Annotated in this window: 13 protein-coding genes; 6 read left to right on the top strand and 7 right to left on the bottom strand. The window is 31.6% G+C overall.

The window, feature by feature from the left end; genetic code table 11:
- Window positions 1–37: 37 nt before the first annotated feature.
- The 7 genes from ITJ86_RS13345 to ITJ86_RS13315 form a co-directional block, all read right to left on the bottom strand.
- The gene (locus ITJ86_RS13345) at window positions 38–2,005 is read right to left on the bottom strand and encodes a heavy metal translocating P-type ATPase (protein WP_195872151.1); all 1,968 of its coding nucleotides are present in this window, start codon (window positions 2,003–2,005) and stop codon (window positions 38–40) included.
- A 145-nt stretch (window positions 2,006–2,150) separates the two neighbouring features.
- Complete coding sequence (locus ITJ86_RS13340) at window positions 2,151–3,071, bottom strand: mechanosensitive ion channel family protein (RefSeq protein ID WP_195872150.1); 921 nt, start codon at window positions 3,069–3,071, stop codon at window positions 2,151–2,153.
- A 41-nt stretch (window positions 3,072–3,112) separates the two neighbouring features.
- Window positions 3,113–3,325, bottom strand: a complete 213-nt coding sequence (locus ITJ86_RS13335; RefSeq protein ID WP_195872149.1) for a hypothetical protein — start codon at window positions 3,323–3,325, stop codon at window positions 3,113–3,115.
- An 83-nt stretch (window positions 3,326–3,408) separates the two neighbouring features.
- On the bottom strand, window positions 3,409–4,083 hold the full coding sequence (locus tag ITJ86_RS13330; protein WP_195872148.1) for an ABC transporter ATP-binding protein: 675 nt from the start codon (window positions 4,081–4,083) through the stop codon (window positions 3,409–3,411).
- A gap of 1 nt (window position 4,084) precedes the next feature.
- On the bottom strand, window positions 4,085–5,347 hold the full coding sequence (locus tag ITJ86_RS13325; protein ID WP_195872147.1) for an ABC transporter permease: 1,263 nt from the start codon (window positions 5,345–5,347) through the stop codon (window positions 4,085–4,087).
- Window positions 5,347–6,426 carry an efflux RND transporter periplasmic adaptor subunit gene (locus ITJ86_RS13320; protein ID WP_195872146.1) on the bottom strand — a complete coding sequence of 360 codons (1,080 nt, stop codon included), beginning with the start codon at window positions 6,424–6,426 and terminating at the stop codon, window positions 5,347–5,349. The genes ITJ86_RS13325 and ITJ86_RS13320 overlap by 1 nt, the downstream gene beginning before the upstream one ends.
- Before the next feature lie 52 nt (window positions 6,427–6,478).
- Complete coding sequence (locus ITJ86_RS13315; protein WP_195872145.1) at window positions 6,479–6,871, bottom strand: hypothetical protein; 393 nt, start codon at window positions 6,869–6,871, stop codon at window positions 6,479–6,481.
- A 154-nt stretch (window positions 6,872–7,025) separates the two neighbouring features.
- Between ITJ86_RS13315 and ITJ86_RS13310 the strand changes: the two genes are divergently transcribed.
- The 6 genes from ITJ86_RS13310 to ITJ86_RS13285 all read left to right on the top strand — a co-directional run bounded on the left by ITJ86_RS13310 (window position 7,026) and on the right by ITJ86_RS13285 (window position 12,918).
- On the top strand, window positions 7,026–8,531 hold the full coding sequence (locus ITJ86_RS13310) for a sensor histidine kinase (RefSeq protein WP_195872144.1): 1,506 nt from the start codon (window positions 7,026–7,028) through the stop codon (window positions 8,529–8,531).
- On the top strand, window positions 8,528–9,586 hold the full coding sequence (locus tag ITJ86_RS13305) for a response regulator (protein WP_195872143.1): 1,059 nt from the start codon (window positions 8,528–8,530) through the stop codon (window positions 9,584–9,586). Before ITJ86_RS13310 ends, ITJ86_RS13305 begins: the two co-directional genes overlap by 4 nt.
- Window positions 9,587–9,725: 139 nt before the next feature.
- Window positions 9,726–10,565, top strand: a complete 840-nt coding sequence (locus ITJ86_RS13300; RefSeq protein ID WP_195872142.1) for a universal stress protein — start codon at window positions 9,726–9,728, stop codon at window positions 10,563–10,565.
- 12 nt (window positions 10,566–10,577) lie between these two features.
- Window positions 10,578–10,964: a hypothetical protein gene (locus ITJ86_RS13295; RefSeq protein WP_195872141.1), complete on the top strand. Its 387-nt coding sequence runs from the start codon at window positions 10,578–10,580 to the stop codon at window positions 10,962–10,964.
- A gap of 241 nt (window positions 10,965–11,205) precedes the next feature.
- Window positions 11,206–12,048, top strand: a complete 843-nt coding sequence (locus ITJ86_RS13290) for a universal stress protein (RefSeq protein ID WP_195872140.1) — start codon at window positions 11,206–11,208, stop codon at window positions 12,046–12,048.
- Window positions 12,049–12,084: 36 nt separating this feature from the next.
- The gene (locus tag ITJ86_RS13285; RefSeq protein ID WP_195872139.1) at window positions 12,085–12,918 is read left to right on the top strand and encodes a universal stress protein; all 834 of its coding nucleotides are present in this window, start codon (window positions 12,085–12,087) and stop codon (window positions 12,916–12,918) included.
- The last annotated feature ends 79 nt before the right edge of the window (window positions 12,919–12,997 follow it).

Raw genomic sequence — 12,997 nt, 5'->3', positions numbered from 1 at the left:
AATGAGAAATATCATTTTATAACGATGGCATGCAACTTTAATCTATTTTATAACGCAATAATCGTAAGGCATTTAAAACAACTACAATAGTAGAACCTTCATGAAAGGCCACTGCTATTCCAATATTTGTGAGCCCTAAAATGGTTACAGGCATTAAGACGGCAACAACTCCTAAACTAATAAAAATGTTTTGTGTAATAATACGTTTAGATGCGCGGCTTAGTCCAATAACGAATGGTAAGTTTTCTATTTTATCAGACATCAGTGCGACGTCTGCGGTTTCAAGAGCAACATCGCTTCCTGCCGCTCCCATGGCAACACTCACTGTACTTAATGCCATGGCAGGTGCGTCATTAACTCCATCACCAACCATGGCTATTTTTTTATCTCTGATAATTAATTCTTTTATAGCCGCAACTTTATCTTCTGGTAGTAAATTACCTTTAGCTTGAGTCAGCCCAATTTGTTTGGCAATAGCATCACCAACATTTTGATGATCTCCAGTGAGCATTACCATGTGTTTTATGCCCATTTTAAGTAAACGCTTTAGTGTAGAGGCCGCTGTTTTTCGCGGTAGATCCATAACACTAATGACACCAACAATTTTGTCTTTTAAAGCAACTAACATTACGGTTTGACCATGGCTTAGAAGTTCCTCCATTTTTGAAATAATAGGTTTATCTACTTTTATACCTGCGTCTTCCATTAGTTTTACATTACCAATTAAGACAATTGTATGATTATAAGTTGCCTGAATGCCTTTACCTTGAATAGCATTAACATTGGATGCTGTATTCTGAGATTCTAAATGGTACTTTAGTTTTATGTCATTTGAAATGGCTTTAGCAAGAGGATGATTGCTCAGACTTTCAACTTCTAAAACGAGTTGTGCTAATGGTTCGAAATCAAAACCGTTAAATGGAATTATATTGGTGAGTTTTGGTTTGCCTTCTGTTAATGTCCCTGTTTTATCGAAGGCTATGGTAGTGATTTCGCCCAAATCTTCTAAAGCTCGCCCTCCTTTAATAAGCACCCCTTTTTGAGCCGCTCTAGCAATGCCGCTCAATACAGCACTAGGTGTTGAAATAGCTAATGCGCACGGACTAGCAGCAACTAAAACGGTTATGGCTCTGTATAAGCTAGTATCAAAACTTTCATCAATAATTAGGAATGCAAAACACAATAAAACCACTAGAATTATAACTATTGGCACATACCATTTTTCAAATTTTTTAGTTAGTCGTTGCGTTGGTGATTTTTGAGTTTCTACCTCACTAACCATTTTAACTAAGCGTGAAACTGTAGAATCTTCACTGAGTTTTAGTACCAAAACATCAAGGCTACTATCTCCATTTATAGTACCTGCAAACACAATATGACTCTTGTCTATGTGTTTAAACTCTGGCAAATAATCCGTATTAGCTATACATGATTTATCAATTGGGATGCTTTCACCTGTAATTGGTGCTTGGTTAATGCTACTACTACCGCTTATAATCACACCATCTGCAGCAATCTTTGAGTTTGGCTTTACAACGATGATATCGTTTATTTTCAAGGATTCAATAAGTACCTCTTGTAATTTTCCATTGCGTTTAATGAGCGCTGTTTTTGGTGTCAGATTACCTAAAGCTTCAATTGATTTTTTAGCTTTATTTAAAGCGTAATGTTCTAAAGCATGACCTAAGCTAAAGAGAAACAGCAGTAGCGCACCTTCTGCCCAACTTCCGATGTAGGCAGCACCTACTGCAGCAGCAATCATTAAAAAATCAATATCAAATTCTCCATTAGGTAATTTTTTGGATGCTTCAATTGAAATAAAAAAGCCTCCAAAAAAATAAGATATTACATAACCCAATAGCGACCAGATAGATGATGCGTCGGTGAAATGTGCTGCTAAAAACCCTAACATTAGAAAAAGACCACAGAACACAGCAAAATAGAGCTCTGTTTTTTTACCCAAAAAATTATAGTGTTGGTGAGTTTCTAGATGTTTTTGTTCCATTAACAAATATATGATTTGAATTCAATATGAATAAACCTAAAACCAATTTTACCGCTGCTAATCATGAAGTTATAATAAAAAATCAGTGCTTTTATAAATAAAATGATGGCCTATTAGATTAAAGTTTCATCTTAAAATGGTGGTACTATGATGTCACATCTGCATCGCGCTTTATGTTTATATCAGGAATTTTAATTAATTCAATTGTGGTCGATGCTAAAACAATTTTTCCGTTTGTTTTTTCTATTTCTAAGCGGATTTTATCATTCAATATATGCTTTATATTTCTTCGTTTTTTATAATCTACGATATATCTCAAGTTGAATTGAATCCAATTATCAGTTAATGATATGGCTAAAGTGGGATCTACTTGTGCATCTTCAATATAGAATTTGTTAACCACTTCATTCCATTGTGCTTTTGAGTTGGCCGTGTATTCAGAAAGGGTTTCAGAAGCTATTTTAATGATTATCGATTTTGCTAAATCAATATCCGAACCATAACGAATAGGTAAATTAAATTCGTCCCAAATAAATGGGAAATCTTGAGAGTAATTATAAATAGGGCCTTTAAAGACAAAGGCATTGCTCAGTTTTACAATACGTCCACTGTAATTATCACTACTTACCCATTGGCCAATTTCCATCATGGTGGTATAAATACTATCAACATCAATCACATCTCCTTTGATACCGTTAATCTCAATACGATCTCCAGGTTTATATACTTTTACTAAAAAAATATAAATTGAACCAGCAATACTAAGAATCAGTTCTTGTAAGGTAAACGCTAGTCCTGCGGTAAATAAACCAATGATAATAGTGAAGTCTTTAATAGATCCCGAAAAATAGACTATGGCTAAAAAAACTAAAAGCACATAACCGACAATCTCTATGCCTTTTTGTGCTTTATACCGTATTACAGTATCTGATATTTTTCGTTTCAAATAGCGTCTTACCAACTGAATAGTAACCAAAACTATAACAAGTATGAATATAAATTTAAGACTACTAATGAGAAAAGGATTCGCATCAATCCATTCGTTTAATGCATTTATGTCTATCATTAAAATTGGTTTATAATTTGTATAAATCACTTTGGTTAAAACTATTGTTTAAGATGAGTTTTGGTATATTGCTTTAACATCTGCTTCAGTGTTTCTAAATAATCTTCCATAATACTTATGGTCATATCTGGATGTGATGATGAGGGGATCGTAATAGGACTCTCATCTAAAGTTTTGTATAATTCTGGATAATTGACTTCAATACTCGTGGTAAGTCTAATAATTTGATTTTCGATGTTTTGTAATGTTTTCATGACGCTATCATTTAAGAGTATGAACTAAAGATAACCATAAAATGAGTCATCAAATATGATAAATATCAGTGTGTTAGGATGTTCTATCGTATTATTTTTCCATCTTCCATTTGAATAATCCGATCGGTTTTATTCGCAAAATCTTCATCATGTGTCACTATGAGTAGTGATAAATCTTCTTCGTCGCTTAACTGTTTAAAAATATTAAATACATTTTCAGCATTATGGCTGTCCAGGTTTCCTGTAGGTTCATCGCCCATTATAATTGAGGGATTATTTATTAAAGCTCGTGCGATAGCCACCCGTTGTTTTTCACCTCCCGAAACACGAGACGCTCGTTTTTTTGCCAAATGATCAATATTCAACATTTTTAATTTTTCCATGGCATCGTATTCAATTTCTTGAAGCGATTTTTCACCTAATTTTTTAGCGGGAAGCATCACGTTTTCTAAAATTGTGAATTCGGACAGTAAATAATGAAACTGAAATACAAAGCCAATGTGTTTATTTCGCATGTAAGACAAATGCTTATTGTCGCTTCCGGTTATAAGGTTGTTATCTAAATATAATTCGCCTTCGTAATCGGTATCCATGGTAGAAAGAATATAAAGCAATGTCGATTTTCCACAACCCGATTTCCCCATAATGGATGCAAATTCCCCTTTTTTAACCTTAAAGTTGATGTCTTTTAAAACATGAAACAATATTGGATTTTTAAAGTATTTATTGATGTGTTTTGCTTCGAGTACAGTTTTCATATTACAAGCCTCTTATAATGGTTACAGGATCTATTTTTTTAGCTTTTCTAGAAGGTAAATAACCTGCTAGAAAGGTTGAAAGCATAGCAAATGAAAACCCAATTATAAAGAATGATGGTTGGATATTTATAGGATATGTTTCCACTGTTGGTATCGCTTCGGTTTCAAATGGAACTGTTGCTATTAAACTGGTTAATCCATATCCAATTAATAAGCCTAGGATACCACCAACAAAACCAATAATCATAGCTTGACTCATAAATATCAGTTGTACATCTTTACCAGAAAAACCTATAGCTTTAAGGATAGCGATATCATTCATTTTCTCATAAATAAGCATGTTTAAAATATTATAAATACCAAAACCCGCAACAATTAAAAGTGTTATAGATACCGCATAGGTAATTAGATTTCTAATGTCGGTTCCGGTTTCAAATTGTGCATTTGCTGTTTTAATATCTACAGCTTTTAAATTGAATTGTTGCTGAATATTTTGAGCGAGCGGAAAGGCTTTTTCTATATCGTAAAGTTTAACGTTAATGTCTGTGATATAATTATTGGCTTCACCCAAAATACGCTGTACGGTTTTTATATTACTAAAACTTTGAACAGCATCTAAATCGGCAACACCACTCTGATAAAAACCAACAATTTTTAAAGGAAAAAGACCTCCATTAATTGGGCTGACTTGTATGCGATCGCCAACTTTTAAAGCCATTTTTTTTGCAATTCCTATACCCAAAAGAATACTATTATCCGTGTTTTGTAACGCTTCCGCAGAACCTTCTACAATATAATCTCCCAAATTAAAAAGTTCAACTTCATTTAAGGGATTAATGCCTGTTAAATTACCTGCTAACTCTATAGAACCAGCCCTATAGAAAATTTGAGTTTTTACTTGTGGAAGCGCGCCTCTTACATTTTCGTTCTTTTCTAAAAAATTTATGATAGGTAAGCCATTATGTATTTTTTTCTGACTTAACTTAGGTTTAATAGAGTGTACGACTGTAAAACTTTCCTTTACATTATCATAAAATGAAATGGGTTGTTTTTCCGAAGGTTCTATTTCGTTGTAAATATGAATATGTGGTGTTTGGTTTAAAATTAAATCATCTAACATGGTATTTAAACCTGTCATAAAACAAACCAAAGTAATATAAGAGCCAATACCAAATGTGACACCAAGTGCAGCAATAGAGGTTTGCTTTATTTTAGTGAGTAAATGCGTTTTTGCAATACTTAATATAATATTCCAATTCACCATTAGTTTTGTTTGTAGACATAAGTGTTTTTACTAATTCCTGATAAAATTTCGATGTAATCCATATTTTCTAAACCTGTTACTATGGTTATAATACCGTCGTCTGTTTTAACTTTGTTACCATCTGTGATATAAGCTTTGGGTAGTGTTAACACCTTTTCTTTTTGAGCAATAATTATATTGGCTTCTCCAGAAAGTCCTGGGTATAATACTTTTGGTTGTACTATAAATTCAGCTTCGACTTTAAAGGTTTGATTGCGTTCATCTTTTTTAGGATATATCTTTGAAATTGTGCCTTTAAAAACCATGTCTTTGTAAGCATCTAAATTAAGAATCACATCTTGGTGTAATGAGATTTTAACGATATCTACTTCATCAACCAACAATTCTATAATAAACCTATGAGCACTGCCTACACTTGCTAAGGGCTCCATGGTGGTTACAATTTCTCCAGGTTCTTTGTATAACGCATAAACTTTTCCATTAATCTTACTTTCTACTGTAAAATCTTGGGTTGTAATAGACGACGATTGGTAGTTGTTTTGCGCTTGTTTTAAGGCTGTATGTAGTTCGTTTTCTGTTCTGTGATATTTATTTTGTAATAACTTTAATTGATTAGATGCCAATTCATAGTTTAACTTTTTGGTATCGTATTGTACTTTAGATCCAATATGTTGATCCCATAAGTTTTTTTGTCTGTAATAATTTATAGAGTCATTTCTGAAGTTTAGTTTTGCTGCGGTAATCTCATCTTCTATACTACTTAAAATTGCAGCTTTACCAGTATAATTCTCTTTAGCTAAACTTAAAGCGAGTTTTGCATTTTCACTGTTAATTTTTGTTGTGCTATTGATAATTTGTAGTAGTTGTTCATTTTTTACAACCATGTCACCTTCCTCAACCAAATTAGCATCTAATATGCCTGAAACAATAGCATAAACTTGATATAAACTATCAGGTTGAATAACTGCTGATGCATACACGGCTTCAGTTAAAGTACGTTCTTTTGGTAAAACTTTTTCGTTGTTATTACCACAAGATTGCACAATTAAAAAGAGAAATAGAACACTATAAAGTTTCATTGTACATCAGTTTAAGTTTTTGAAAGCCTATTGGTTAGATTATATTACTTCTTTAACCTTTACTTTCTTCCTTTTTTAATTCCAAATCAAGTTTTGCAAGTAGAATTAATTCTGATTTATTTTGTCCAGAAAAACTTGTAGTTATAGCTGTTGCTGTTTTTAGAATTTTAGAATTAATGGTGTTATTAAACAGCGCGTAATGCGCTCTTTTAAAATTCACAAAACTTTGAAAACAAGCATCAGGTGTTTTTTGTTCACTTTGCTGAAGTTGCTTAAACATTTCTAAAATATATTCAGCATCCTTGTCTAATGAGATCCACTCTTTTGCTATTGTAGTTGTAAGCGCACTCAATTCTTCCTCTCTTATACGATTATCCGCTGCAGCAATCGCATAATATAGATGACCAAGACTACGATAAAATTCTATATGGGTTTTTTGATTCAAAATGTATTATTATAATTACTAAAATTAATGCATTCTGTTGGTTTATTATATGATATAAATCAGTTGAGATAGACGCAATATTAAAGTTAACAATTCTAGTCTTTAATTTTAATTAAGAATAATTATCTTAGTCGCTTTCAAAAAACAACCAACCATGTTTGAGCAAGACCAAAACATTTTTAATGTTCTTTTAGATTCAATTTCTGAAGGAGTTGTAGTGGTTGACGAACAGCAAAATATTGTACAGGTAAATAAAGCAGGCGAAATTATGTTTGGTTATGATGAAGGTGAGCTTTCTAATGAAACCTTAAATATTTTAATTCCACAGAATTATCATGCAAAACATGGTGCACATTTTAAGGGCTTTGTAAAGGAAAATAAGCAACGAAGCATGGGACATGGTCGGGACATCTTTGGTGCAAAAAAAGATGGCAGCATTTTTCCTATTGAAGCGAGTTTAAATCCGTTTACCTTTCATGGTAAAAATTATATTATGGCATTAGTCATAGATATTACCGAACGGAAAAAATTAGAACAAGAAAAAAATCATTTAGCCAAAATATTTCTAGAATCACTTAATGAAATTTATGTGTTTGATGCAATCACTTTAAATTTTATTAATGTTAATGAAGGTGCTAAAAAAAATATAGGTTATACTTTAGAGGAGTTAAAATCTATGACACCTTTAGATATAAAACCTAATTATAATGAAGAACAGTTTAGAAATGAAGTTGAAGTACTAAACAATGATTCAATTGAAAAAATTGAGTTTGAGGCTTTACACCAACGAAAATCTGGTAGTACTTACCCTGTTAGTGTTCATCTACAGCGCTCCAAATTAGGAGATAGAGCTGTTTATGTGGCTATTATTTTAGACATCACTGAACAAAAAAATTACACGGAACGATTAGAAAAAACAGTGGAGCTAAGAACGGAAGAATTAAAATCTGCATTAGCCGTAGAAAAAGAACTTAACGATTTAAAAACAAAATTTCTTTCTATGGTGTCTCACGAATTTAAAACACCTTTAAGCGGCATATTAACATCAACCATGTTGCTCAGTAAATATAAACGCACTGAACAGCAAGATAAACGTGAAAAACATATAGCTACCATTACAGATAAGGTCCAATACCTCAATGTGATTCTAAATGATTTTCTTTCTGTAGAAAAGCTCGATAAAGGAAAGGTTAATTATAAGTTTTCTACCTTTAAAATAAGTAAGGTGTTAAATGAAGTGATTTATAATGCCAATATGGTATTAAAGCGTGGCCAGCGTATTAACTACCCTGAAAATATTGACGATTTATCGTTATTTCAAGATGAAAAAATTTTAGAATTAGCCTTATCTAATTTAATATATAATGCTATTAAATATTCAAATGAAAATACGATAATAGATATTGAAATTTCACAAAATAAGGATACCACAATTTTCAAGGTTATTGACAATGGTATTGGTATTCCAAAGAAGGATCAAAAAAACATATTCCAACGTTATTTTAGAGCGGAAAACGCCCTTCTTATGCAAGGTACTGGTATTGGTTTAAATATTGTTAAAGACCATTTAGAGAAATTAAATGGCAATATTGCGTTTACAAGCACTGAGCAAAAAGGTTCAACATTTATTATTGAATTACCCAACAAAGCACAAGAATGAAAAAAGTACTATTAATAGAAGACGATACGGTATTAAGAGAAAACACAGCCGAATTATTAGAACTGTCCGATTACGAAGTCCTCACGGCTGAAAATGGAAAATTAGGGCTCGAAATGGCGCAAGCAAATCAGCCAGATATTATTGTTTGTGATATTATGATGCCTATTTTAGATGGTTATGGTGTTTTAGAAGGCTTGTCTAAAGATAGTAGTACAAAGTTTATCCCGTTTATTTTCTTATCTGCCAAAACTGAACGACAAGATGTAAGAAGAGGTATGGATATGGGTGCTGATGATTATATTACAAAACCGTTTAGTGAAGAGGAAATTATTAATGCTATTGAAAGTAGAATTGCAAAAGTAGCTTTATTAAAGGAAGAGCAAGAGTCTCTTCAAACATCAACAACAACAACAACAAACGAAGATGAACTACGAACATTAAGCGACTTAAAGAATTTCTTTGATGATAATGGCAGCATTTCTAGTTATGAAAAAAATGATGTTATTTATAAGGAAGGACAAAACTCTAATTACATTTATTTAATACTAAAAGGGGTTGTAAAGTGTTATAAATTTGATGATAAAGGAAAAGAATTAACAACAGCTATACATACTGAAGATGATCTCTTTGGTTATACTTCTTTTACTCAAAATGTGCCCTATAGAGAAACTGCAATTGCCATGAAAGATGTTGAATTGGCAGGTGTAACTAAATCAGATTTAACCGCTATATTAGAGGAAAACCACAAAGTAACATTAGAGGTTATTCAGTTATTAACTGAAGATATAACTGGTGTTAAAGACCAATTACTGCAAATGGCTTACAGTTCTGTACAACGTAAAACAGCTGCTACAATTATTAGGTTTGCCGAAAAGTTAAACACGAAACCAAATGAACCTATTGTAATCTCTAGGAATGATTTGGCAAGTGTTGCAGGTATTGCAACAGAAACATTGATAAGAACCATGTCAGCGTTTAAGAAAGACGGTATCATAGAAATGCAAGGTAGAAATATTAAAATTTTAGACCTTCAAAAATTACATGATATAAATTAATATGGTTTTTATAAAAACAATCCTTTTGAACTTTTAGAATTTTAAGCAAAGCTTATCTACTAACCCATTCAATATGATTAATATCATAGTTTAATAATCCTCATCGATTTAGATTTGTATATCCTTAGAAATTTAAACGATGAACATTTTATTGCCAACAGATTTTTCTGACAACTCATGGAATGCCATTTCTTACGCTATTGATTTTTTTGATCCAGTAGTTTGTAATTTTTATCTGCTTCATGTCAGTAGAATGGATACTTTTATGGCTGGAGATAGTAGTTATTCACCTACAAAAGATCAAATAGAGGAGATATATATTAAACCCTCAAAGCTTAGATTAAAAGCCTTACTAAAAGAAATTAACGACAAACGTCAACCTAATACAAATCATAAATTTTATACACTTGCCGATTATGGATTTTTCTTAGAGTCTATTAGAACATGTGTTAAAAAGAAAAAGATAGACTTACTTGTCATGGGAACTAAAGGTGCGTCTGGTCTCAGAGAATATATTGTAGGAAGTAATACAGGTGATGTAATAACAAAAGTAAAATGTACCGCACTTGTAGTTCCAGAAGCTGCAAAATATTCTCCACTTAAAGAAATTGCTTTTCCAACAGACTTTAATCTCTCGTACGATCTCATGGCGCTTCAACCATTTATCAACATTTTAAAAATGGTAAAAGCGAGTTTACGTATTGTACATATTCATAAAAAAGATACAAAGTTAAATACAGAACAACTTCAAAATAAAGATGTCTTAAATGACTATTTTGATGAATTTGAACCGAGTTTTCATTGTTTAACCAATAGAAATGTGGAAGACGCTTTACAATGCTTTGTGGAGAGTAGAGCTATTAATATGATTGTTATGGTGGCTAAGAATCTTAATTATTTTCAAAGTATACTATTTCATTCTAATGTAGAAAAAATTACGTATCACACAGATATACCATTTTTGGTAATACATGAATAAAACACTTTAATTATGGACAGTTCAATATTTTTAACAAAGTTTTGGGGATGGTATCTTATCATTTTCTTCTTGATATTAAGCCTAAATCCTAAACGAATAAAGCAGGTGTTTAATGACCTTAAAGATCAAAAATTTTTAATTGTTTTTTCGTTTATAGCTATAATTGTTGGGCTATTAAATATACTGTTTCACAATATATGGGAGCCTAACCATAAACTCATAATTACGCTAATCGGTTGGTTTTCTTTGTTTTTTGGATTAGCCTTATTTATGTTTCCAAAACCAACGGTGTATTGGTTAGAGATTATAAATATAAAAATGGTTCAGGTTATTTATACCTTATTATTTTTAATAGGTATTTTTCTACTAAATATCGCATATAATATTGTACCTGTTTAATTTTTATACAATTGAAACTCATAATTAATTTTTACTAAACCTGATATATATCATATTTTAAATGCAATAAAGCGGCTACCTTTATATCAGTTATTTTATTATTTGCTATTAATCCAACTAGACACCCAACTCATTTAAGTTGGGTGTCTTTTTGGGTTACGTATATACGTATCTGATATATATCATAGTTTTTTGTTTTACAACACCTTAACTTTAGTCATAAGTTATAAAAACAATCGTTATGCTATCTGTACTACTTCCTACTGATTTCTCCGAAAACTCTCGGAATGCTATAAATTATGCTCTTCAACTATTAAAAGATGAAGACTGTACGTTTTACGTATTTAATGCGTATACACCTGTAATTTACCATGTGGAATATGTTCTCGGTTATCCGGCTCAATTTGGACTGGGAGATGCGGTTAGAAAAACATCGCAAGACAATTTAGAAGCCATAGTTACTGCATTAAATGATGAACATAATAACCCTAAGCATAAATTTGAAACCTATGCAAGATTCGATACGTTAGTGTCTGGTATCAAAGAATTTGTTGAAGAATATAACATTGATTTTATAGTCATGGGAACTAAAGGTGCTACTGGAGCAAACGAAGTGCTTTTTGGCTCTAATACGGTTCATGTTTTTAAAGAAGTGAAATGTCCAATTCTAGCAGTGCCATCAAACTTTTCTTTTGAAGCACCACATGAGATTTTATTTCCAACTGATTTGGATGTTAACTATAACGATACAAACCTTAAAATTTTAAAAGATCTCGTCGCCGTAAATCATTCTAGACTAAATGCTTTACATGTATCCACTGGTTATGAATTGAATAAAAAGCAGGTCTCAAATAAGGAAACATTAGAATTTATGTTTAAGGACTTTGCATTTTTATTTCATCAAGTTAGACATACGGAAATACCAAAAGCGATAAATGAATTTCAAATAAAGCAAAAAATTAACCTCTTAGTAATGGTAAACAATAAACATTCTTTCTTTGAGAATCTGTTTTTTAAAAATACAATTAATCAGATAGGCTTTAATTTAAATGTTCCTTTTTTAGTCATTCCCGCAGCGTTATAAATAGCAATAGATCTTTAATAATAAATATAAATCATCATGAGAAAACATATATTACTACCAACAGATTTTTCAGACAATGCATGGAGCGCAGCAGTTTATGCACTAAAATTATACGCAGATGTTGAGTGTACATTTTATTTTTTGCATGCGTGGTCTGTTTCAGTTAATGCCTCTAGAACATATATCACAACAACATATGTAGAGACTGTAAAAAATGACGCATTAAGACAATTATTTGAGTTGAAGGAAATGTCAGAGGCTGCTAACTCTAATGCGAATCATAGTTTTGAGGTTATCTTAAGCAAAGATTACTTACAAAGTGCTATAGACGTAGCTGTAGAAAAGCATAAGATAGACCTTGTTGTAATGGGAACAAAAGGAGCCTCAAAAACAAAAGAGTTTTTCTTCGGAAGTAATACTGTGAACACTTTAAAAACGAAATTGTGTCCAACCTTAGTCGTTCCGGATGAATTTAATTTTGTGGAACCAAAACAAATTGCATTCCCAACAGATTTTAATAGGTTTTATGGAGATGAATTAGAGCCATTAAAATACTTGTCAGGAATATATAACTCTAAAATTAGAATTCTTCATATCACTAAAAACAGCGATTTAACAAGTACACAAGAGTATAACTTATCTATGTTAAAAGTATATTTAGAAAACCATCCACACACATTCCATTGGATGCCAGATTACGCAAAGAAAACACGTGAAATAAACGATTTTATTGATGATCTTGATATCGATATTCTCACAATGATAAATTACAAACACAGTTTTATTGAAAATATTATGAACGAGCCTGTTGTACATAATATTGGATTCCAACCAAAAGTGCCATTCCTGGTAATTCCTTGTGTTGATTAATATGTCATTTAACCCTATTGATTATGATTGTTACATATAATACTCAAAATAATAAAGATTAGAATTAAGCTTATAAACG

Source organism: Winogradskyella marina (assembly GCF_015645385.1).
In the GTDB taxonomy this organism is placed as follows: Bacteria; Bacteroidota; Bacteroidia; order Flavobacteriales; family Flavobacteriaceae; genus Winogradskyella; species Winogradskyella marina.
Note: the sequence above shows the minus strand (reverse complement) of the source record. Positions and strands in the feature narration are given on the sequence as shown.